This is a genomic window from Roseateles chitinivorans, assembly GCF_002761755.1.
Classification (GTDB): Bacteria; Pseudomonadota; Gammaproteobacteria; order Burkholderiales; family Burkholderiaceae_C; genus Roseateles; species Roseateles chitinivorans.
This window is the reverse complement of the sequence record NZ_PEOG01000016.1, coordinates 30,699-51,564: the sequence shown is the minus strand read 5'-3', so window position 1 is coordinate 51,564 and position 20,866 is coordinate 30,699. Positions and strand designations below refer to the sequence as shown.

General features: G+C 70.3%; 18 protein-coding genes. 9 read left to right on the top strand and 9 right to left on the bottom strand.

The window, feature by feature from the left end; all coding sequences use genetic code 11:
- Positions 1-6: 6 nt before the first annotated feature.
- The 3 genes from CS062_RS07680 to CS062_RS07670 form a co-directional block, all read right to left on the bottom strand.
- The gene (locus tag CS062_RS07680) at positions 7-1,332 is read right to left on the bottom strand and encodes an ABC transporter ATP-binding protein (RefSeq protein WP_099860926.1); all 1,326 of its coding nucleotides are present in this window, start codon (positions 1,330-1,332) and stop codon (positions 7-9) included.
- Between the two features lie 10 nt (positions 1,333-1,342).
- A complete protein-coding gene (locus CS062_RS07675) occupies positions 1,343-3,070 on the bottom strand; it encodes an ABC transporter permease (RefSeq protein ID WP_099860924.1) in 1,728 nt (575 codons plus the stop codon).
- Between the two features lie 130 nt (positions 3,071-3,200).
- Positions 3,201-4,067, bottom strand: a complete 867-nt coding sequence (locus tag CS062_RS07670) for a LysR substrate-binding domain-containing protein (RefSeq protein ID WP_099860923.1) — start codon at positions 4,065-4,067, stop codon at positions 3,201-3,203.
- Positions 4,068-4,182: 115 nt separating this feature from the next.
- Between CS062_RS07670 and CS062_RS07665 the strand changes: the two genes are divergently transcribed.
- The 8 genes from CS062_RS07665 to CS062_RS07630 all read left to right on the top strand — a co-directional run bounded on the left by CS062_RS07665 (position 4,183) and on the right by CS062_RS07630 (position 11,982).
- Positions 4,183-5,436, top strand: coding sequence for an alkaline phosphatase family protein (locus CS062_RS07665; RefSeq protein WP_099860921.1), 1,254 nt, complete (start codon positions 4,183-4,185; stop codon positions 5,434-5,436).
- Positions 5,437-5,620: 184 nt separating this feature from the next.
- Positions 5,621-6,511, top strand: coding sequence for a phosphonate ABC transporter substrate-binding protein (gene phnD, locus CS062_RS07660; protein ID WP_099860920.1), 891 nt, complete (start codon positions 5,621-5,623; stop codon positions 6,509-6,511).
- Positions 6,508-7,380, top strand: coding sequence for a phosphonate ABC transporter ATP-binding protein (phnC, locus tag CS062_RS07655; RefSeq protein ID WP_099860919.1), 873 nt, complete (start codon positions 6,508-6,510; stop codon positions 7,378-7,380). Before phnD ends, phnC begins: the two co-directional genes overlap by 4 nt.
- Positions 7,377-8,222, top strand: a complete 846-nt coding sequence (gene phnE, locus CS062_RS07650; protein WP_199174195.1) for a phosphonate ABC transporter, permease protein PhnE — start codon at positions 7,377-7,379, stop codon at positions 8,220-8,222. Before phnC ends, phnE begins: the two co-directional genes overlap by 4 nt.
- Before the next feature lie 16 nt (positions 8,223-8,238).
- Positions 8,239-9,342 carry an iron-containing alcohol dehydrogenase PsrA gene (psrA, locus tag CS062_RS07645; protein ID WP_099860917.1) on the top strand — a complete coding sequence of 368 codons (1,104 nt, stop codon included), beginning with the start codon at positions 8,239-8,241 and terminating at the stop codon, positions 9,340-9,342.
- On the top strand, positions 9,339-10,208 hold the full coding sequence (phnX, locus tag CS062_RS07640; protein WP_099860916.1) for a phosphonoacetaldehyde hydrolase: 870 nt from the start codon (positions 9,339-9,341) through the stop codon (positions 10,206-10,208). The genes psrA and phnX overlap by 4 nt, the downstream gene beginning before the upstream one ends.
- 34 nt (positions 10,209-10,242) lie before the next feature.
- The gene (locus CS062_RS07635; RefSeq protein ID WP_099861006.1) at positions 10,243-10,890 is read left to right on the top strand and encodes a glutathione S-transferase family protein; all 648 of its coding nucleotides are present in this window, start codon (positions 10,243-10,245) and stop codon (positions 10,888-10,890) included.
- Between the two features lie 138 nt (positions 10,891-11,028).
- Entirely contained in the window at positions 11,029-11,982 is a 954-nt protein-coding gene (locus CS062_RS07630; protein WP_099861005.1) for an NAD(P)-dependent oxidoreductase, read from the top strand.
- Between the two features lie 507 nt (positions 11,983-12,489).
- On the opposite strand, the gene fur is transcribed toward CS062_RS07630, so the two are convergent.
- The 5 genes from fur to CS062_RS07605 all read right to left on the bottom strand — a co-directional run bounded on the left by fur (position 12,490) and on the right by CS062_RS07605 (position 18,577).
- Positions 12,490-12,948 carry a ferric iron uptake transcriptional regulator gene (gene fur, locus CS062_RS07625; protein WP_099860914.1) on the bottom strand — a complete coding sequence of 153 codons (459 nt, stop codon included), beginning with the start codon at positions 12,946-12,948 and terminating at the stop codon, positions 12,490-12,492.
- 31 nt (positions 12,949-12,979) lie between these two features.
- Positions 12,980-14,167, bottom strand: a complete 1,188-nt coding sequence (locus CS062_RS07620) for a PepSY-associated TM helix domain-containing protein (protein WP_099861003.1) — start codon at positions 14,165-14,167, stop codon at positions 12,980-12,982.
- 13 nt (positions 14,168-14,180) lie between these two features.
- Positions 14,181-16,397, bottom strand: coding sequence for a TonB-dependent receptor (locus tag CS062_RS07615; RefSeq protein WP_099860913.1), 2,217 nt, complete (start codon positions 16,395-16,397; stop codon positions 14,181-14,183).
- Positions 16,398-16,470: 73 nt separating this feature from the next.
- Positions 16,471-16,653 carry a hypothetical protein gene (locus CS062_RS07610; RefSeq protein WP_099860911.1) on the bottom strand — a complete coding sequence of 61 codons (183 nt, stop codon included), beginning with the start codon at positions 16,651-16,653 and terminating at the stop codon, positions 16,471-16,473.
- 199 nt (positions 16,654-16,852) lie between these two features.
- Complete coding sequence (locus CS062_RS07605; protein WP_099860909.1) at positions 16,853-18,577, bottom strand: FAD-dependent oxidoreductase; 1,725 nt, start codon at positions 18,575-18,577, stop codon at positions 16,853-16,855.
- Between the two features lie 154 nt (positions 18,578-18,731).
- Here CS062_RS07605 and CS062_RS07600 point away from each other — a divergent pair, with 154 nt between their 5' ends.
- The gene (locus CS062_RS07600; RefSeq protein ID WP_099860907.1) at positions 18,732-19,223 is read left to right on the top strand and encodes an acyl-CoA thioesterase; all 492 of its coding nucleotides are present in this window, start codon (positions 18,732-18,734) and stop codon (positions 19,221-19,223) included.
- Between the two features lie 9 nt (positions 19,224-19,232).
- Here CS062_RS07600 and gshA read toward each other — a convergent pair whose 3' ends face one another.
- Positions 19,233-20,699, bottom strand: a complete 1,467-nt coding sequence (gshA, locus tag CS062_RS07595) for a glutamate--cysteine ligase (RefSeq protein WP_233217969.1) — start codon at positions 20,697-20,699, stop codon at positions 19,233-19,235.
- Positions 20,700-20,866: the final 167 nt, after the last annotated feature.

Genomic DNA, 20,866 nt, shown 5'->3' with positions numbered 1-20,866 from the left:
GGGTGCTCATCGCGGGGCGGTCTCCTCGTCGCCGGTCGGCAGGCGCAGCGCGCCGGTGTTGTAGTCGTACTCGAACACCTCGCCATGCCGCGCCCAGGTCACCGCCGTCTGGAGCACGGCACTGGCCTCGGTGTCGTCCAGGTGCTCGCTCAGCAGCCGCAGCACCGGCTTGTCGGGCATCTCGCCGCTGGGCTCCTGCTCCAGGCTGTGGCGGATATGCGCGATCAGCGGCACATGGGTGACCAGTTGCTGGCCGAAGAGATCGCGCCGCAGGCCATGCGAGCCCTCGACGTAGCGCCGGCCCAGCGACGTGAGCTGCAGGTCCCCGCTGTCGAGCTGCGCCAGCCCCAGCAGCGCCAGCGCGTGTGCCACCGGCAGCAGCTCCGCGTCCGGCAGCCCGGCCTCCTCGCAGAGCTGCGGCAGGTCCGCGCGGCCGTCGAAGGGCGGATCGGCGAGCAGCTCCAGCAGGCCATCCATGCGCGCCACGTCGGCGGCGGGCAGGCGCTCGGCCAGCGGCGCCGGGGTGGTGGTCGCATCGACCGCGCCGGCCGCGCGCACCGGACGTGCCGCGCCGGCGGTCATCAGCGCGTAGACCTCGTCGATCAGCGCGCGCACGTCGGCGCTCTCGGGATCGCGCGGCCGCGTCAGCTGCACCGACAGCTGGCAGCGGATGCGCCCCGGATCGCTGGCGAAGATCAGCACGCGGTCGGCCATCATGACGGCCTCCTCGATGTTGTGCGACACCACCAGCATCGCCTGCGTCGGCATGTGCCCGCCGTCCCACAGCTCCAGGATGTCCTCCCGCAGCCGCTCGCCGGTCAGCACGTCCAGCGCCGAGAAGGCCTCGTCCATCAGCAGCACGTCGGGCTCGGTCACCAGCGCGCGCGCGATGCCGACGCGCTGCCGCATGCCGCCCGACAGTTCGCGCGGCAGGGCGCCCTCGAAGCCGGACAGGCCGATCAGCGCGATCGCCGCCTCGGCCTTGGACGCGCGTTCGGCCTTGGCCACGCCGCGCGCCTCCAGGCCGAGTTCGACGTTCTGCTGCACCGTCAGCCACGGGAACAGGGCGAAGGACTGGAACACCATGCTGATGCCGCGCGCCGGGCCCGACAGCGGTTGTCCGCGATAGCGGACCTGGCCGGCATCGGCCGGCACCAACCCGGCCATGATGCGCAGCAGCGTGCTCTTGCCCGAGCCCGACTGCCCCAGCAGCGCGACGATCTCGCCCTCGCGCAGGTGGAAGTCCACATCCGCGAGCACCGGCCGCGGATGCCCGTCGGCCGAGCGGAAGCGCTTGCCGACGCCATGGAGTTCGATGATGGATGCGGTCATGCGGTGCTCCTCACAGGTGCATGCGGTCTTCGGCCAGCCGGTACAGGCGGCGCCAGACGAAGTGGTTCAGGCCCATCACGAACAGGCACATCACGCCGATGCCGAGCGCGATCCGCGGGAAGTCGCCCCTGGCGGTCATCTCCGCGATGTAGCTGCCCAGGCCGTGCGCCTTGAGCGTGGTGTCGCCCCAGGACACGTACTCGGCCACGATGCTGGCGTTCCAGGAACCGCCGCTGGCGGTGATCGCGCCGGTGACGAAGCTGGGGAAGACCGCCGGCAGCAGGTAGCGGCGCCATTTCAGCCAGCCGCTCAGGCCGAGGTTGCGCGCCGCATGCCGCAACTCGGCCGGGATGTTGGAGGCGCCGGCGATGACGTTGAACAGCAGGTACCACTGCGTGCCGAAGATCATCAGCGGCGAGAGCCACACATCCGGATCGAGCTTCCAGCGCACGATCAGCACCACGACCACCGGGAACAGCAGGTTGGCGGGGAAGGCGGCCAGGAATTGCGCCACCGCCTGCAGGCGACCGGACCAGCGGGGATTCATCCCGATCCAGATGCCGACCGGGACCCACACCAGCGCCGCCAGCGCGATCAGCACCAGCACCCGCACCAGCGTCAGCACGCCCAGGCCGAGCACATGGCCGGCCTCGGACCAGCCGACCTCGGCATGGATGAAGCGCACCAGCTGGTACAGCGCCACCATCACCGCGGCGGCCAGCGTCGCATCCCAGGCGCGCTGCCAGGCGGCGACGGCGATGCGCGGGCGCGCGCGGATCGAGGTGCCGTCGTGGTGCCGGCGGAACCAGATCAGGCTGCCTTCGAGCTGGTCCACCAGCCATGCCGCGGCACGGCGCGTGAACGCGGTGCGGCGCAGCCAGTTCAGCATCCAGGAGCTGGGCGCGGTGTCGGTGCCGCTGTCCTCGAAGCGGAACTTGTCCGCCCAGGCCACCAGCGGCCGGAACACCAGCTGGTCGTAGAGCACGATGCCCACGAGCATCGCCACGATCGCCCAGCCGATCGCGCCGAGGTCGCGCGCCTCGATCGCCATCGCGATGTAGGAGCCCACGCCGGGCAGCTTGATGCTCTGGTCGGACACCGAGATGGCCTCCGACGCGACGACGAAGAACCAGCCGCCGGACATCGACATCATCATGTTCCAGAGCAGCCCGGGCATCGCGTAGGGCAGCTCCAGCCGCCAGAAGCGCTGCCAGCCCGAAAGCTGGAACACCCGCGCCGCCTCGTCCAGTTCCGACGGCACGGTGCGCAGCGACTGGTACAGGCTGAAGGCCATGTTCCAGGCCTGCGAGGTGAAGATCGCGAAGATCGCCGCGCACTCGACGCCCAGCAGGTTGCCGGGGAACAGCGCGATGAAGCCGGTCACCGTGATCGACAGGAAGCCCAGGATGGGGATGGACTGGAGGATGTCCAGCATCGGCACCAGCACCTTCTCGGCGGCGCGCACCTTGGCCGCCAGCACCGCGAAGACCGCGCTGAACAGCAGCGCCAGCACCATCGCGGCCAGCATCCGCAGGTTGGTGCGCAGCAGGTAGTAGGGCAGGTGGGACGGGTCCAGCGACAAGGGCAGCGGATCGCCCAGCGCGAACGGACGCGCCATCTGCGCCGCGCCGTAGGCCAGCAGCACGAGCAGGCCCAGCACCAGCGGCAGCAGCGCCCAGTCCCAGCGATTGGTGCCCGCCTCGACCACGGGGCGGGGGAAGAATTGGCGGCGGTCCATGCGCGCTCTCTTCTCTACATGGATTCCAGGGAACAGACGACCCCCTGGGGCCCCCCGCGCGAAGGTCCGCAGGATGCCTGCGGCGGCCTTCAGAAACCTGTCCGGTGTCTGGCCGCGGGCTGTCGATGCCTCAGCGCCGCAGGCTGTGCGCCACCTCGAAGAAGGAGCCGAGCAGCAGGCTGTCGCGGCGCTCCTTCAGGCAGTACAGATGCGTCTCGGTGAAGGCAGGGTCGCCCTGGATGCGCACCGGGCGGAAGCGCGCGTCGGGGATGAACTCCGCCTCGGACACGACGCCGATGCCGATGCCACGCGCAGCCGCCTCGCGCAGCGCCTCGCGGCTGCCGATCTCCATCGCGACGCGCGGCGTGATGCCCGCCTGGCGCAGCGCCGATTCCAGCGCGCGGCGGGTGCTCGATCCCGCCTCCCGCTGCAGCAGCGGCTGCTCGGCGAGCTCCCGCAGCGACACGCTCTCCCGAGCGGCGAAGGGATGGTCGAGATGGACGAAGAGGATGATCGCGTGCCGTGCGTAGGCCATGGTCTCGAAGCCGGGTGCGTCATGGAAGCGCGCCAGCACGCCGACGTCGATCACATAGTTCTCCAGGTCGCCGAAGACCTGCGCCGAATTGCCCAGCCGGATCGAGACGTCCACCTTCGGATAGCGCTGGCGGTAGGCATCGACCATCTCGATGACGTGGAAGGGGCCGACCGCGCCGAGCTTGAGCTGCCCGCGAGTGAGTTCGCCGCAGTCGTGCAGCAGGTTGTAGGCCTCGACCTCGAGCGCGGCCAGCTGCCGCGCGATCGGCAGCAGCTGATGGCCGACGCTGGTGAGTTCGATGCGATGACCGCGGCGATGGAAGAGCTCGACCTTGTGCTGCCGCTCCAGGCCCTGGACCTGGGTCGTCAGCGTCGGCTGCGAGAGCCCGAGCGCGCGCGCCGCCGCGCTGAAGCTGCCGTGACGGGCGACGGCGAGGAAGGCGCGGAGCTTGGCGGCGGACATGTATAGACGCTCTTGATGATTTCTTGCGGTCGGCCATATTGATTCGATCGAGTGACGGTCACGTGACGTTCCTAGGCTGCGTGGGCAGTTCCCCTCAACCCGACCTGGAGTGCCCATGACCCGGACCCGTTTCCCACGCCCGCTGGCGCATCGCCTGCCCGTCTCCTCCACCGCCCTGTTCAACGCGTCGATCGCGGCGCTGATCGCCATGGCCCCGCTGCCCGCGCCGGCGCAATCGGCCCCGAGCCCGCTGGCCTCGTTCACCCGCACGCTCAATGCCGCGATCTCCGGCTACAACCGCGAGCACCTGAACGGCGTCTCGCCGGAAGCCTGCGCCACGGCCTGCCTCGCCGACGCGCGCAAGTCCTGGTGCGTGAGCTTCGACTACTACAAGGCCTCGCAGCAGTGCGACCTCAGCGACAAGCGCGCCGCCGATGTGGGCGGGCTCAAGACCGACTACGCCGGTAACCCCTATGACCATTACGCGCTGAACCCGGGCCCGGGCGTGCCCAACCCGATCGTGGGCCCCTACGGCCGGCGCCATGTGTTGGTGATCGGCATCGACGGCCTGCGGGGCGACGCGCTGTTCTGCGCCGGTTGCGCGACCACGCCGGCGCTGAGCCAGCTCGCCGCGGTCGGCGCTTTCCACGGCAACGTGCTGGCCGGCGGTTCGCAGTCCACCTACAGCGGCCCGGGCTGGGGCACGCTGTTCACTGGCTACTGGGCGGACCAGCACGGCGTCACCAGCAACGACGCGAGCCTGCCGCTGCGCAAGCCGCATGTGTTCGACCGCATCAAGCAGGTTTACCCGACCGCCACGGTCGCGGTGGTCGGCGACTGGGCCAACATCACCGGCAACCTCAAGCCCGCGGGGGCGGACTTCGTCGTGGCCAACGCCGCGAAGAACTCGCAGCAGGCGACGGATGCGGTCAAGGGCTGGCTGTCCTGGACGAATCCGCCGACCGTGATCTTCTATTACCTGCACAACGTCGACATCCACGCCGCCAGCTACGACCCGTACAACGCGTACTACCAGTCGAAGATCGTTGGCGAGGATGCGCAGATCCAGCAGGTGCTGGACGGGCTCGTGGCGCGGCCGACCTATGCGCAGGAGGAGTGGCTGATCGTCGTCGTCTCCGACCATGGCGGCACCGGCAGCGGCCATGGCGGCCAGAGCGCCGGGGAGCGTGATGCGGCGCTGGTGCTGACGAACCGCTACCGCAACCCCACCAAGCCGCCCTATTGCCAGGGCGACCTGACCGGCACGGCGCTCCCGCAGACCGGGGCACTGACGCCTCACGTGCTGGACTTCCTCGGCTTGGTCAACGACACGGCGGGCAGCAAGCACCCCGCCTGCGGCGCCCGCTGAAGGCAAGCTGACCAATCAGCGGAGGGGCACGCCCCCTCCGGCCGGCACCGCCCGACGAGGCCGACCGGTCCGCTCATAGGTCACATGAATGGTTTGGTCGAGAAATCAGTATGGGATCGATGGATCTGCTGTCATGTGCGATTCATAGAGTGCCGGCATCCGCTCACCACTCCTGGATGCCGCCATGTCCCATCCCCGCTTCTCCGCCGCGCGCCGCACCGCGCTGGGCGCCGCCCTGGCCCTGACCGTCTTCGCGGGCCTGCCGCAGCAGGCGTCGGCCCAGCCGCAGGCGCTGACCATCGGCCTGATCCCGGCCGAGGACGCCCAGGCCATGATCGAGTCCAGCCGCCAAGTGTTGGACGCGTTGCAGCAGCAGCTGGGCATGCCGGTGAAGCCCTTCGTCGCCACGGACTACAACGGCGTCATCGAGGCGCTGCGCGCGAAGAAGCTGGACGTGGCCTACCTCGGTCCGTTCTCCTATGTGCTGGCGAGTTCGGTGGCCGAGGTCGAGGCCTTCTCCGTCGCCGTGACGAAGAAGACCGGCCAGAGCGCCTACCGGAGCCTCATCCTCGCCCGCAGGGACAGCGGCCTGCGCAGCGTCGCCGAACTCAAGGGCCGCAACTTCGCCTTCGTCGATCCGAGCTCCGCCTCCGGCCATCTGTTCCCCAAGGCGGGGCTGCGGCAGACCGGGCTGGACCCGGACGCCTACTTCGGTCGCGTCGTGTTCTCGGGCTCCCACGACGCCAGCATCCTGGCGGTCGCCAACAGGAAGGTCGACGCGGCCGCCGTCGCGGACCGCATCTTCAACAGCGCCGTCGCCAAGGGGACGGTCAAGCCGGACGACTTCGTCGTGCTGTGGTCCTCCAGGCCGATTCCCGAATCGCCGATGGTCTGGCGCAAGGACCTCGACCCGGCGCTCAAGGAGAAGCTCGCCCGGGCGCTGGCCAATCTCAAGGAGGTGAAGTGGGGCGACCAGGGCGTGCTCAACGGCTTCCAGCCGACCAGCGACGCCGCCTACGACGTGGTCCGCGACACCGCCAAGGTGCTCAAGCTCGACCTGCGGAGCATGAAGTGATCGCGCTGCGTGGCGTCACCAAGCGCTTCGGCGACAACGCCGTGCTGCGCGGCGTCGACCTGGACGTGCGGCCCGGCGAGTTCCTGGTCGTGCTCGGCCCGTCCGGCGCCGGCAAGTCCACCCTGCTGCGCTGCATGAACCGGCTGGTCCAGGCCGACGGCGGGACGATGACGATCGCCGGCCTGGAAGCGCGCGGCGCCGCACGCGCCACCGAACTGCGCGAGCTGCGCCGGCGCGTGGCGATGGTGTTCCAGCACCACCAGATCGTGCCGCGGCTCAGCGTGCTGAAGAACGTGCTCAGCGGCCGGCTCGGCACGATGGCCGTCTGGCGCTCGGTGCTGCAGCTGTTCCGCGCGTCCGACATCGCGCTGGCCATGGCCTGCCTGGACCGTGTCGGCCTCGTCCACAAGGCGGCGTCGCGCACCGACGCGCTGTCGGGCGGGCAGATGCAGCGCGTGGGCATCGCCCGCGCGCTGGCGCAGCAGCCGCAGGTGATCCTGGCCGACGAGCCGGTCGCGAGCCTGGACCCGCACACCGCGCGCCAGGCGCTGGGCTATCTGAAGCAGGCCTGCCGCGAGCTCGGCATCACGGTGGTCTGCAACCTGCACCAGGTCGACTACGCGCGCGAATTCGGCGATCGCATCGTCGGACTGTCCCAGGGGCGCGTGCTCTTCGATCGGCGGCCGCAGGAACTCTGCGAGGCGGAACTCGAGGCGCTCTACGCGGTCAGCGCCGCGCAGGCCGGCCCGCAGCCGATTGCGCCGGTGACTGCGCCGATGAATGCGCCGATGAAAGACCTGGCAAGCCTGGCCTCGATGGAGGCGTCGGCGCCGCCGGCCACCACTGCCCCGACCTGGAGAACGGCATGACGACGATGACCGCTGTCGACCGCGCCACCCGCGATCGCATCCGCTGGCTGGTGGCGCTGCCCACGACGCCGGGCGGCTGGACCAAGCTGCTGGCGCTGATGGTGTTGGGCCTGTGGGCCTTGCAGTGGAGCGCCCGGGGCGCGCAGCTGAGCCCGGCCGAGCTGGCCAACGGCCTGCCGCAGATCGCCGATTTCCTCGGCCGCACCTGGCCGCCGGACTGGCGCATCCTGGAGCGGCTGTGGGCGCCGGCGCTGGAGACCGTCCAGATCGCCGTGTGGGGCACGCTGCTGGGCGTGATCGGCGCGATCCCGGTGTCCTTCCTCGCGGCGCGCAACCTGCAGGGGCCTCGCTGGCTGTATCACCTCACCCGCCAGGGCCTGAATGTGACGCGCAGCATCAATGAGCTGATCCTGGCGCTGGTGTTCGTGTCGGCCGTGGGCCTGGGCCCGTTCCCGGGCGTGCTGGCACTGGCGGTGCATGGCGCGGGCATGCTGGGCAAGTTCTTCGCCGAGGCGATCGAGGAGATCGACGACGGCCCGCTCGAGGCGCTGCGCGCCACCGGCGCCCGGCCGCTGCAGGTGATCGCCTTCGGCGTGCTGCCGCAGGTGATCACCGCCTGGATCGCGGTGGTGCTCTATCGCTTCGAGGTCAACCTGCGCTCGGCGACGGTGCTGGGCATGGTGGGCGCGGGCGGGCTGGGCTTCGAGTTGGTGGGCAGCCTCAAGCTCTTCAAGTATCCCGAGACCGCGACCTGCATCCTCGTGATCACGGCGATGGTCGTCAGCGCCGACCTGGTGTCGAGCCGGCTGCGCCGTGCGATCCAGGACGCCGGCCGGCATTGAGCGCGAGGAGCCATCCATGACCCCGTGGACCTTCCACAACCCCGTCAAGGTGCGGGCCGGCAGCGGCGCGCTGGCGGCGCTGCCGGGCCTGGTCGGCGAGCGCGACGCGCTGCTGATCGCCTTCCCGGAGGCCGAAGCGCTCGGGCTCGTCGGCCGGGTGCGCGAGCTGCTGGGCGATCGCCTCGTCGCGGTCGAGACCGACATCCGGCCCAATCCCGACCTGCGCTGGCTGGCGCCGCTCTACGAGCGACTCTGGCGCGAGCACCGCGGCGCGCGCTGCGTGATCGCGCTGGGCGGCGGCAGCAGCATCGACTGCGCCAAGGCGATGCTGACGGCGACGCCGTCGGGCCGCTTCGATGAACTGCTCGATCACCTGGTCGACCCCAAGGCCGCGCCCCTGTCGGCCGATGCGCCGCACCGTGCGCTGATCGCGGTCCCGACCACCGCCGGCACCGGCAGCGAGGTCACGCCCTGGGCGACGCTGTGGGACGCCACGCGCGGCCGCAAGCATTCGCTGCAGCTGCCCTGGACCTGGCCGGAGGCGGCGATCGTCGATCCGTCGCTGATGGTGAGCCTGCCCGCGGCCGCCACGCTCGCCAGCGGACTGGACGCGCTGTCGCATGCGCTGGAGGCGTTGTGGAACGTGCATCGCAATCCGGTGTCGTCCAGCTTGGCGGCGAGCGCGGCGCGGGCGATCGTCGCGACGCTGCCGGCGCTGCTGCGCGAGCCACGCCGGCTCGACCTGCGGGAAGCGCTGGCCGTCGCGGCCCTACAGGCCGGCATGGCCTTCTCCAACACCAGGACCGCGCTGGCGCATTCGCTTTCCTACGACATCACGTTGACGCGCGGCACCGCGCACGGCATCGCCTGTTCGTTCAGCCTGCCGCGCGTGATGCGCCTGGCCTTCGGGCGCGACGCGGCGCTGGACGCGCGGCTGCTGTCGATCTTCGACGCCGCCGATGCGGACGGCGCGGTCGCCGCGCTGGAACGTTTCCTGGCCGCGCTCGGCGTGTCCACCGATCCCGCCGACTACGGCATTCCCTCCGACGACTGGGACGCGCGCGTCGCGCAAGCGCTGCGCGGTCCTCGCGGACGCAACTTCATCCAGGCTCACCCATGAACCCCGTTTCGACCGCTTCCACCGCCCCGGCCTCCACCACGACCTCGGCCGGCCCGCGCTATCCGCACCTGCAGGCGGTGATCTTCGACTGGGCCGGCACGCTGGTCGATCACGGCTCGCTGGCGCCGACGCAGATCTTCGTCGACGCGTTCGCGACCTTCGGGATCGCGCTGACGCTGGACGAGGCGCGGGGACCGATGGGGCTGTCCAAGCGCGACCACATCCGCACGCTGCTGGAGGACGCGGGGCTGCAGTCGCAGTGGCAGGCCCGCTTCGGACGCGCGTCGACCACCGGCGACATCGACGCGATCTACGAGCGCTTCATGCCGATGCAAATCGCGCACGTCGGCCGGTATTCGGCGCCCATCCCGGGGGCGGTGGAGGTGCTCGCCGCGCTGCGCGGCGCGGGGTTGAGGATCGGCTCCTGCTCGGGGTATCCGCGTCAGGTGATGGACGTGCTGCTGCCGCAGGCGATGGCCGCTGGCATCTGGGCGGACCACGTCGTCGCCGGCGACGACCTCGCCGCGGGCGGCCGCCCGGGCCCGTTCATGGCGCTGGGCAATGTGCTCGCGCTGGGCCTCGGGGATGTGCGCGCCTGCGTGAAGGTCGACGACACGACCCCCGGCATCGAGGAAGGTCGCCGCGCCGGCATGTGGACGGTGGGGCTCAGCCTGTCGGGCAACGAAACCGGCCTGACGCTCGAGCAGCTGCAGGCGCTGCCGGATGCGGAAGTCGCGGCGAAGCGCGCGGCCGTCACGCAGCGGCTGATGGCGTCGGGGGCGCATCTGGTGATCGACTCGGTGGCGCAGCTGCCGAAGGCGCTCGCGGAGATCGACGCGCGAATGGCGCGAGGTGAGCGACCGTGATCCCGCGGCGGGCGAGTTCGACGACACTCGCCCGATGGCACTGACACTCTTCGGATCGGCCGCGTCCGGCTCCACGGCGGTCGAGGCCGCATTGACGCTGCTGGGCATCGACTTCGACCTCATCGAAGGCGCGACCTGGGAGACCGAGGCCGCTCGGGCGCGTGTCGGCGGGACCAACCCGATGCGGCAGATCCCGACGCTCGTGGACGCCGACGGCCGCGTGATGACGGAGAGCGCGGCCATCCTGATCCATCTGGCCGACACGCACCCGCAGGCGGGGCTCGCGCCGGGCGTCGAGGAACCGCGACGGGCGGAGTTCCTGCGCTGGATGGTGTTCGTGTCCTCGGCGATTTACTCGCTGCATTGGATCAAGCCCGACGTCACGCGCATCGGCGCGCGGCCCGAGCAGCGCGATGCGGTGGTCGACGCGGTCCATGAGCGCATCGCGTTCTGCTGGGGCGTGATGGATGCGCAGGTGATGCCGGACGGGCCGAGTGCTTACCTGCTGGGAGATCGGCTGAGCGTGCTGGATCTGTACGTGGCGGTGGTGTCGCGTTTCGGCCCGTGGCGCGAGCGCTTCGAGCAGGTCGCGCCGCGCATGACGCCGGTGGTGCGGCGCGTCGACGCGGAGCCTCGGCTGCAAGCGTTCTGGCGCGCGCGGTTTCCGCTCGACGACATCTGACTGCGACCGCTGCAGACCCTCAGCCCTCCCTCTCCCGTGCGAGGCGCGTCCGCATGCGTGGCCCGGCGGGGAAGGGCGCTCCTATCATCGGCGGCGAACTTCCAGCCCCATGAGGTCGCCGTGTCCGCCAATCCCTCGATGCCTGCTCCCACGTCCTCGCGCCGCAAGCTGCTGGTGCTGATGCCGACGGCGGAGGAGCACCTGGCCCAGTTCCGCCAGCGCTATGACGTGATCTACGCGCCGACCGCCGAGGCGCGCGCCCAGGCGGTCGCCACGCAAGGCGCGGAGATCGAGCTCGTCGTGACCATCGGTGCCGTCGGCCTGCGCGCGGACGAGATCGCGGCGATGCCGCGGCTGGGGGCCGTCGCGGCGCAGGGCGCCGGCTACGAAGCCATCGACCTGGCCGCCGCCAGGGCCCGCGGCCTCACCCTCTGGAACGGCGCGGGCACCAACGACTCCTGCGTCGCCGACCACGCGATGGCGCTGCTGCTGGCCTCGGTGCGCGGGCTCCCGCAGCAGGAGGCGGCGCTGCGCGCTGGCGTCTGGCGCGACGCGCTGCCGCTGCGTCCCAGCGTCAACGGTCGCAAGCTCGGCATCCTGGGCATGGGCACCATCGGACTGCGCATCGCCAGGCGGGCACAGGCCTTCGACATGGAGGTCGGTTATCACAACCGCCGCGAACGCCACGACGCCCTGGGCTCGCGCTACTTCGGCTCGGTGCTGTCGCTGGCCGAGTGGGCCGATTTCCTCGTCGTCGCCGCGCCCGGCGGTCCGGCCACCCGGCACATCGTCAACGCCGAGGTGCTGAAGGCGCTCGGCCCGCAGGGCCACGTCGTCAACATCGCGCGCGGCAGCCTGATCGACACCCAGGCGCTGGCCGCGGCGCTGGCGGCTGGCGAACTGGGCGGCGCGGCGCTCGATGTCTATGAATCGGAACCCAAGCCGCCCGAGCCCCTGCTGGGCTTCCGGAATGTGATCCTGACGCCGCACATCGCCGGATGGTCGCCCGAATCGGTCCAGGCAACGGTGGATCTGTTCCTGGAGAACGCCCGGCGCTGGGAAGCCGGTGAGCCGGTGCTCACGCCGCTCTGATCCAGGCGCCTGCGGCCGAACGCCCAAAAAAAACGTCCGCGGCCCCCGGAAGGGCAGCGGACGAAGTACTTGAGAACTGAAATAACTGAAAAGAAAGGTCCCCTCGAAAGGGGACCCCGGCTCCGCGGACGGAACGAAGGAGGCGACGGATGATGGGTTGAGGCAGCGGTCTCGAGTTGGGATGCACCGCTAGGCGCAAACCGCAGCCATAGCCCAGCTATGGCGAGGATTTGCAACGACGCGGGGCGCCCAAATCGTGGCTGCTGATCAACCCAGCAGGCCGGTCGCCAATCCCAGGCAGGACATGACGCCGATGCAGACCACCCAGGCATCCGCGTTGTTCAACGAGGTCCAGACCGTTTGCTTGAGCATCTGCATTGCCATCTCCTGCTGCAGCCGGAAGTGGCTGCGATGGATGGCAATGTACTGTATGCCCATACAGTATTCAACAGGGAATCGCCGGATTGTGCGTCTTGCGCCACGGCGACCCGCCGGCCGGGTTGCCGATCACCGGCGCCGGGCGCGGCACGCCGGGTTGCCGCACAGGCCGTACAGCGCCAGCGCATGCTCCACCAGCTCGTAGCCGCGCTCCTCGGCGATCTCTCGCTGGCGTTGCTCGATGCCGGCGTCGTAGAACTCCTCCACCCGGCCGCAGGCCAGGCAGACCATGTGGTCATGGTGCTGCTCGGAGTTGAGCTCGAACACCGCCTTGCCTGACTCGAAGTGCTGCCGCGCCAGCAGCCCGGCCTCGACGAACTGCATCAGCACCCGGTAGACCGTCGCCAGGCCGATGTCCGCCTCCTCCAGCAGCAGCTGGCGGTAGACATCCTCGGCGCTGAGGTGGCGCTGGTTCGATTGCTCGAAGATCTGCAGCACCTTGATGCGAGGCAGCGTGGCCTTCAGGCCGCTGGATTGCAGGCTCTCGATCTGGTGTTTGGGAGAGTCGGGCTTGTGCGAGTCGGGCATGGGCGGGAAGGGGCAACTTGCGGACTGGCGATCAGGCGGCCGCGGTTTCTGGGTTCTTGGCGTCCTCCGGGTCCGGCGACGCGTCGGCCGCGGCGCCGGCCGGAACGCCCTTGCGGGCGCCTTGCGGCTTGCGCAGCCACAGGTACAGGCCGCTGCCCAGCACGACGATGGTCGCCACGTCCAGCAGCGCCCACAGGATCTTCATCGGCATGCCGCCGTAGTCACCGAAGTGCAGCGGCTGCGACACCAGCAGGGCGGTCAGGTACCAGGGCAGCTCCGGCGCCGCGGTCAGGCGCGAGGTCCGGGCGTCGACCAGCAGCGGCTGCAGCAGCTTGGAGGTCAGCGGCGTCGTGCCCTTCAGGAAGATGGTGTTGTGATGCGGGCTGGAGAAGGCCGTGCCCGGGAACGCGATGAACGACACCTTGCGCTGCTGGCCGTGATGCATCGCGGTATCGAGCGAGGCCTGCAGCGGACCGCGGTCCCTGGCCTCGAGCAGCGGCTGGCCCTGGTAAGGCGCCAGCAGCGTGGAGACCTCGGTGTACTGCCAGTACTTCACCAGCAGGTCGGCCCAGGTGTTGATCATCCCGGTCGCGCCCACGACGAAGCACCACACCAGCGTGACGATGCCGACCAGGTTGTGCAGGTCCAGCCACTTGACGCGGGTGGAGCGGTCCTTGCGCACCGCGCCGAAGTCCAGCTTGCGCATGAACGGCGCGTACAGCACCACCCCGCTGACCAGCGCGACCAGCAGCAGCAGGCCCATGAAGCCGAGGAAGAGCTTGCCCGGCAGGCCCGCGAACAGGTCCACATGCAGGCGCAGCATCAGGTCCATGAAGCCTTCGCCGACGCGGTATTCGCGCACCACCAGGCCGGTGCGGGCGTCGACGGCGACGGACTTGAAGTCCTCGGTCGGCGCCGGTGTCGGCGCGAGCGTGAACCACCACAGGCGGGGGTCGTCCTCGTTCTCGCCGGCGTACTGGATGACGCGGGTCGGATGCACCGCGTTCGCGGCCTTGGCCATGACGTCCAGCGACACCCGCTGCCTGTCCATGGCGGCGGGCAGTTCGGGCGCCTCGATCTCGTCGCCGAGCAGGTGGCCGATCTCGTGATGGAAGATCAGCGGCAGCCCGGTCAGGCACAGCAGCAGCATGAACAGCGTGCAGACCAGGCTGGTCCATTTGTGCAGCCAGGTCCAGACGCGGATGGCGCGCGAGCTCAGCATCGTCGTGTCCTCAGAAGTCCGCCGCCAGGCTCAGGTTGAAGCTGCGCGGCTGACCGACGACCAGATAGCTCTGGTCCGGATAGCCGCCCGCCGAGGCCCAGTACTTGCGGTTGGTGAGGTTGTCGATCCGCGCCCGCAGCGTCAGCAGCGTGCCCTGGACCTCGAACAGGTAGCGCGCGCCCGCGTCCAGGCGGGTCCAGGCCGGCACGCGCAGCGTGTTGGCGCTGTCGGCGAAGACCTTGCCGGTGTGCACCACGCGCGCGTCCAGCGCCAGGCCCTGCAGCGCGCGGACCTCCCATTCGGCGCCGAGGTTGGCCTGCACCTGCGGGATGCCCAGCGTGCGCTTGCCTTCGGTGGCGGCCACGCCGGTGCCGTGCTGCTTGGCGTCGAGCCAGGTCAGGCCGCCCAGCACCTTGAGGTCGCGGGTGGCCTCGCCGAAGGCGGTCAGCTCGACGCCGCGATGGCGGTCCTCGCCCTGGGCGGTGGCTTGCGCCAGCACCGCGCGCGGCTTGTCGGTCGTGAAGTAGGAGGCGCCGAAGCCGAGGCGTCCGCCGTCGTACTTCAGGCCCACCTCCTTCTGCTTGGAGGCATAGGGCGCCAGGTCACGCGCCGGCAGGCCGTTCTGCGCGGCCAGGCTGTCGCCCTTGTTCAGGCCCTCGATGTAGTTGCCGTAGACCGACAACTGCCTGGACAGGCGGTAGACGACACCGGCGACCGGGCTGGTCTTGCTCCGGTCGTAGGTGGTGACGACGCCGCCCGGCGTGATCGTGTCCAGGAAGCGGACGGTGGCGCTGATCGAGTCGACCTTGAGCGTCTGATGCCGCAGGCCCAGCGTGATCAGCAGCGAGTCGTCCAGCAGCGACAGCGTGTCGCCGATGGCGACGCTGCGGTTGCGGATGCGGGTGTTGATCCGCGGGTCGTCGACGCTGTTGCCGACATACACACTGTCCGAGAACGCGGGCAGGGCGCTCCGGGCCGGCGTGTAGAGGTTGGTCGGCTGCGTGTTCAGGAAGTCCATCGCATAGCCGTTCTTCGTGTCCAGCGAGAACACGGAGGCCGACACCACCCATTCATGCCCGACCGAACCGGTGCGGAACTTGCCGCGCAGGCCGGCCTCGCCGGTGTCGACGCTGTCCTTGCGGCCGTTCTCGAAGCGATAGAAGGTGCCGTCGCCGGTGGCGGGGTCGGTGACTGTCAGGTTGGCCAGCCGGTTCGCTTCCTTGCTGCGGCGCGCGCCATAGGCGGCCCAGGCGGTGACGGCGTCGTTGAGGTCCCATTCGCCGCGCAGCGTGCCGAAGGTGTCGCGCTCGTTGGAATAGGTCCAGGGCTGGGCGTAGTTGGCCTGGTTGTCCGGCAGGGCCGGCAGCGCGGTCAGGCCGTTGACGGTGACGCTGGGACGGGTGCGGGTGAGCTGGTTGTCCTGCCAGCCCAGGTCGGCGCTCAGGCGCAGGTCGCGGCTGCGCCAGTCCAGGCCGAGCGCGACGACGCTGGTCCTGGCCTTCTCGTCGTCGACCGCGGTGCCGCCGTCGCGGTACGCCGCATTGAAGCGCACGCCGGTGGCCTTGTCCGGGCCGAAGCGCCGCGCCACGTCCAGCGCCGCGCCGCCCGAGCCGCCGCTGCCGGCGTTCACCGTGAGGCGCGTCAGCGGCTCGACCGGCGCGCGCTTGGGCAGCAGGCTGATGTTGCCGCCGATGCCGCTGCCGTTGGGGCTCGCCCCCATTAGGAAGGCGGAGGCACCGCGCAGCACCTCGACGCGTTCGAAGAGCTCCGAGGCGATGTACTGGCGCGGCAGCAGGCTGTAGAGGCCGTTGTAGGCGACATCGTCCGAATTCAGGATGAAGCCGCGGATGAAGTAGGCCTCCTGGAAATTGCCGAAACCGCGCGCCGCGCGGATGCCGGGATCGTTCTGCAGCACCTCGGCGACGCTCCGGGCCTGGCGGTCCTGGATCAGTTCGTTGGTGTAGGCGGTGATCGAGAACGGCGTCTCCAGGTTGTCCTTGGTCCCGAGGATGCCGGCGCGACCGCCGCGCGCCACCTGGCCGCCGGCATAGGCCTTGGACAGGCCCTGCTTGTCCGCGGTGGCGCTGACCGTCACGGCCGGCAACTGCGACGGCATGTCGCCGTCCTTCTCCTTGGGCGCCTCCTGCGCGAAGGCGACCGGGGCGGCGAGGGCGCACAGGCCCAGGGCGATGGCGAGCGCCAGCGGGCGCATCGGGGGGTGATTCATGGGACGGGGACCTTGAGGGAGTTCTTCTTCGGGGAGGGACAGCGGCCGGAGCCGACGGGACACGGTGCCGGCGTCAGGCCGCTTTGCGGGGCCGCCAAGCGAACCAGGCGATCACGGCCACCGGCACGCCGAGCCCGACCCAGGACCAGACGTCGCCCCAGGCGTCCGAGACCAGCGCCGACAGCAGGCCGGAGGTGCTCAGCACGCCCAGCGCGATCGGCCAGGTCCAGAGACGGCGGGATTCGGGAGACAACATCGGCGGACGCCCAATTTGCAAATAACAATTATTCGCATTCTAGGGCGAAGCCAGCGGCGGAGGGAGTCGGGATCGCCTGCCCGAGCGCTCGGAAGGGCGAAATGGGAACGAAGCGGGAAGGGCACCGCAGCCTCGCGGGCGGGCGCGGGCGGACGGGAGGGCGCCCGCGGGGTGGGCGCCACGGACGAGGGATCGTCCGCTAGACGGTGGCGCGGTCCGACGCCGCCTGGCTGGCGCGTTCGGCGCGCTCGGTGTCCTGGCGGGCGAGGTACTGGTGGATGCTGGCCACGACCTGTGCGCCTTCGCCGATCGCGCCGCCGACCCGCTTGACCGAGCCCGAGCGCACGTCGCCGACCGCGAAGACGCCCGGGATGCTCGATTCCAGCAGCTCCGGCTTGTAGGCCGACAGCGGGCAGGCACAGGCGCGGCCGGTGATGATGAAGCCAGCCTGGTCCAGCTCCAGGCCGCACTGCGAGATCAGGCCGGTCTCCGGCTCGGCACCGATGAACATGAACAGGTGCTGCAGCGCCAGCCGGCGCTGCTGGCCGTTGCGGCGGTCGCGCCAGCTGACGGCCTCCAGCGCGTCGCCGCCCTCGAGCTCGCACAGCTCCTGGTGCGGCAGCAGCTCGATGTTGGCGGTGCCCTGGATGCGGTCGATCAGGTAGCGCGACATCGTCGCCGCCAGGCCCGGCCCGCGGATCAGCATGATCACCTTGGCGGCGTGGTTGGCCAGGAACACCGCCGCCTGGCCGGCCGAGTTGCCGCCGCCGACGATCACCACCGTCTGCCGGCTGCAGATGCGGGCCTCGATCGGCGAGGCCCAGTACCAGACGCCTCGGCCCTCGAAGCGCGCCAGCGCGTCGAGGTCGGGGCGGCGATAGCGCGCGCCGGTGGCGATCACCGCGGTGCGGGCCCGCACGGTGCGGCCGTCTTCCAGCGACAGGCGCAGTTCGTCGTCCTCGCCATGGCGCTCGCAGCTCATCTCGGTGACCTTGGCCGGGATCAGCATGTCGGCGCCGAACTTCTGGGCCTGGACGAAGGCCCGGCCCGCCAGCGCCTGGCCGGAGATGCCGGTCGGGAAGCCGAGGTAGTTCTCGATGCGCGAGCTCGCGCCGGCCTGCCCGCCGAAAGAGCGGCAGTCCATCACCAGCACCGACAGCCCCTCCGAGGCCGCGTACACCGCGGCCGACAGGCCCGCCGGGCCGGCGCCGACGATGGCCACGTCGTAGAGCTCGGGGCGCTCGCGCATGTCGACGATGCCCATGCAGCGGGCGACCTCCTCGTCCGTCGGGTCCACCAGCACGTCGCCGCCGGGGCAGATGACCAGCATCTGCACGCCTTCGCTCATGTACTGGTCGGCGAGCGCCTTGGCGTCGTCGTTCTGGTCGGGCTCCAGCTGCTGGTGCGGATAGCCGTTGCGTCCGAGGAAGCTGCGCAGCCGCATCACCGGCGCGGACTTGGCCCGCCCGATCAGCGTCGCGCCGCTGGCGCCGGCTTCGATCAGGCCGACGCGGCGCAGGATGAAGGCGCGGGTGAGGCGCTCGCCGAGGTCGGCCTCGGCGATCAGCAGGGCGCGCAGCTGCGGCGGGCTGACCTCGACCGCCTCGACCTCGGTCTCCGCGATCGCGTCGATGAAGGAGGGCCGACCGCTGAGCTGGCCGACCTCGCCCAGGAAACCGCCCGGCCCGTGCCGATGGATCGGCGTCACATGGCCGAGGCTGTCGCGCTGGGAGACGGTGATCTCGCCGCTGAGGATCAGGGTCATGCCCATGCCGGCATCGCCGGCACGCACGACCCACTCGCCTTGGGAATAGCGCCGGAACCGGCCGAAGCGCGCGACGCGCGCGATGTCGGCGACGCCGAGGGTGGGGAACATCTGGGCACCGCGCGTGTCGGCGATGCTGGGCTGCTGGACCTGGGCCATGGGACCTCCTGGCGCGCACCCTAACCGACGGGCGGGTCAGCGGCAAGCGCCACAAGGGAGAGCCCGGGCAGGGCGCGCGCCCGCCGCGCCGGCGCGCGACTCTGGCACCATGGCGGCCGCCCCTTCCTTCACGATCCGTTCCGGAGCCTTCGCCATGGACCTGCCTTCCCACCAACTGACGATGACCGTGCTGATGACGCCGGACATGGCCAACTTCTCCGGCAACGTGCACGGCGGGACCATCCTGAAGCTGCTCGACCAGGTGGCCTACGCCTGCGCCAGTCGCTTCGCCGGCCGCTACACGGTGACGCTGTCGGTGGACCAGGTGATGTTCCGCCAGCCGATCCATGTCGGCGAACTGGTCAGTTTCCTGGCCTCGGTGAACTACACCGGCACCTCGTCGATGGAGATCGGCATCAAGGTCGTGACCGAGAACATCCGCGACCAGGTCGTGCGGCACGCCAACAGCTGCTTCTTCACCATGGTGGCCGTCGGCGAGGACGGACGGCCGGTCCCGGTGCCGCCGCTGTCGCCGAGCACGCCCGACGAGAAGCGCCGCTGGGAAGCCGCGATCGAGCGCAAGAAGCTGCGGCAGGAACTGCAGCGCCGGCACGACGAGCTGCGCAGCTCGTCCCTGCCGGGCTGATCGGCGGCGTCAGCCGCGCAGCTGCGCCGGATCGAGGTATTGCTGGCGGAAGGTCTCGAAGTCGACCGTGTCGGCCGCCTCGATCGCCGCCTGGGCCTCCAGCGAGGCCCGCGCCGACTGCTCGAAGCGGGCCATCAGGCCCTCGGGCATCGGCTGCGCCAGCACATGGGCACGGGCGGCCTCGGAGCGGGCAGCGACGAAGTCCAGGTGCGAGCAGCGATGTCCCGCGCTCATCGCGGCCAGCACCCGCGCCGAGGGCAGGTCATCGGGCCGGTCCCAGCGCTCGACCGCCTGGGCCAGGGCTTCGCGGTACAGCGAGCCGCCCAGCGTCTGGTCGATCTTGCGCGCGATCGGCGCGAACTCGGTCAGCAGCTCGCGCCCCCAGTCGCGCAGCGCGATCTCGCCGCCGCGGCGCTCCAGCTTCAGACCGGGCTCGCGCCCGGCCGAGGCGGTGCGGTGCTGGTTGCGGGCCAGCGCGCCGAGTTCTTCCGGCGTGTCGTTGGGGCTGTCGGTCAGCCAGCAGTGCAGCAGGAAGATATCCAGGAAGCGCATCGTGCTGGCGGCGATGCCGACCGGCTCGAACGGGTCCAGGTCCATGCAGCGGACCTCGATGTACTCGACGCCGCGCTCGCGCAGCGCATGCAGCGGACGTTCGCCCGAGCGGATGGTGCGCTTGGGACGGATCGTCCCGTAGAACTCGTTCTCGATCTGCAGCAGCGTGGTCGACAGCTGGTTGTATTCGCCGCCCGGATTGACCACGCCGACCTTCTCGTACGCGGGGTAGGGGCGGGTCAGCGCGTCCTGCAGCGAGGCGGCGTAGCCGTCCAGGCTGTTGTAGCTGACCGCCAGCGAGGCCTGCGCATCGCTCTGGTAGCCGAGGCGGCCCATGCGCAGCGAGGTGCCGTGAGGCATATGCAGCGTGCCGTCGGTCAGCGGCTGCAGGCCGTGCTCGCGGCCGGCGACGAAGCTGGCGCACAGCGCTGGCGACGCGCCGAACAGCGTCAGCAGCAGGAAGGAGTGGCGCCGGAAGTTGCGGATCAGCGCGAAGTGGTCGGCGTTGTCCAGGCCCGGCATCGACCAGTTGTAGTGGATGCCGGAGATGGTCTGCATGCGCCGGCCGTAGCGGTGGCCCAGGCCCATGCGGTAGACGCTCTTGGCGCGGCCGATGTTGGACGCGCCATAGCGGCCGATGGGGATGGTTTCATCGGCGGGGAGCAAACAGGGCATGCTCGACGCCCACATCAGTTCCTCGCCCAGGCAGCGGTAGACGGCCTGGTGGATCTCGGTGAGCTGCGCCACGCACGCCTCGGCGGAGGCATGCACGCCGGTGATCAGCTCGAGCTGCGACTCGCTGAAGTCGGTGGTGACCGTCTCATGCGTCAGCGCGGAGCCGAGCGCCGTCGGATGCGGCGTCAGCGCCAGCGAGGCGGCGGTCGGCAGCGCGCGCAGGCTTTCCTTCTCCACGCCGCGGCGCATGCCTGCCAGGCGGGCCGGATCCAGGGCCTCCAGTCGCTTCAGCCAATCGCTCAAAACCCGCTCCTCGTTCGATGTGGGCGCGCAAGTTAACAGATGTGCACGAATTCCGCTTGACTGGGATTTCTTGAGTTTGTGCTAAGCGGGCTCGGGCCCGGGGACCCTCGAAG

Coding starts and splice junctions, on each gene's coding strand:
- CS062_RS07680 (WP_099860926.1), bottom strand. CDS start 1,332: ATGACCGCATCCATCATCGAACTCCATGGCGTCGGCAAGCGCTTCCGC.
- CS062_RS07675 (WP_099860924.1), bottom strand. CDS start 3,070: ATGGACCGCCGCCAATTCTTCCCCCGCCCCGTGGTCGAGGCGGGCACC.
- CS062_RS07670 (WP_099860923.1), bottom strand. CDS start 4,067: ATGTCCGCCGCCAAGCTCCGCGCCTTCCTCGCCGTCGCCCGTCACGGC.
- CS062_RS07665 (WP_099860921.1), top strand. CDS start 4,183: ATGACCCGGACCCGTTTCCCACGCCCGCTGGCGCATCGCCTGCCCGTC.
- phnD (WP_099860920.1), top strand. CDS start 5,621: ATGTCCCATCCCCGCTTCTCCGCCGCGCGCCGCACCGCGCTGGGCGCC.
- phnE (WP_199174195.1), top strand. CDS start 7,377: ATGACGACGATGACCGCTGTCGACCGCGCCACCCGCGATCGCATCCGC.
- psrA (WP_099860917.1), top strand. CDS start 8,239: ATGACCCCGTGGACCTTCCACAACCCCGTCAAGGTGCGGGCCGGCAGC.
- phnX (WP_099860916.1), top strand. CDS start 9,339: ATGAACCCCGTTTCGACCGCTTCCACCGCCCCGGCCTCCACCACGACC.
- CS062_RS07635 (WP_099861006.1), top strand. CDS start 10,243: ATGGCACTGACACTCTTCGGATCGGCCGCGTCCGGCTCCACGGCGGTC.
- CS062_RS07630 (WP_099861005.1), top strand. CDS start 11,029: ATGCCTGCTCCCACGTCCTCGCGCCGCAAGCTGCTGGTGCTGATGCCG.
- fur (WP_099860914.1), bottom strand. CDS start 12,948: ATGCCCGACTCGCACAAGCCCGACTCTCCCAAACACCAGATCGAGAGC.
- CS062_RS07615 (WP_099860913.1), bottom strand. CDS start 16,397: ATGAATCACCCCCCGATGCGCCCGCTGGCGCTCGCCATCGCCCTGGGC.
- CS062_RS07610 (WP_099860911.1), bottom strand. CDS start 16,653: ATGTTGTCTCCCGAATCCCGCCGTCTCTGGACCTGGCCGATCGCGCTG.
- CS062_RS07605 (WP_099860909.1), bottom strand. CDS start 18,577: ATGGCCCAGGTCCAGCAGCCCAGCATCGCCGACACGCGCGGTGCCCAG.
- CS062_RS07600 (WP_099860907.1), top strand. CDS start 18,732: ATGGACCTGCCTTCCCACCAACTGACGATGACCGTGCTGATGACGCCG.
- gshA (WP_233217969.1), bottom strand. CDS start 20,699: ATGCGCCGCGGCGTGGAGAAGGAAAGCCTGCGCGCGCTGCCGACCGCC.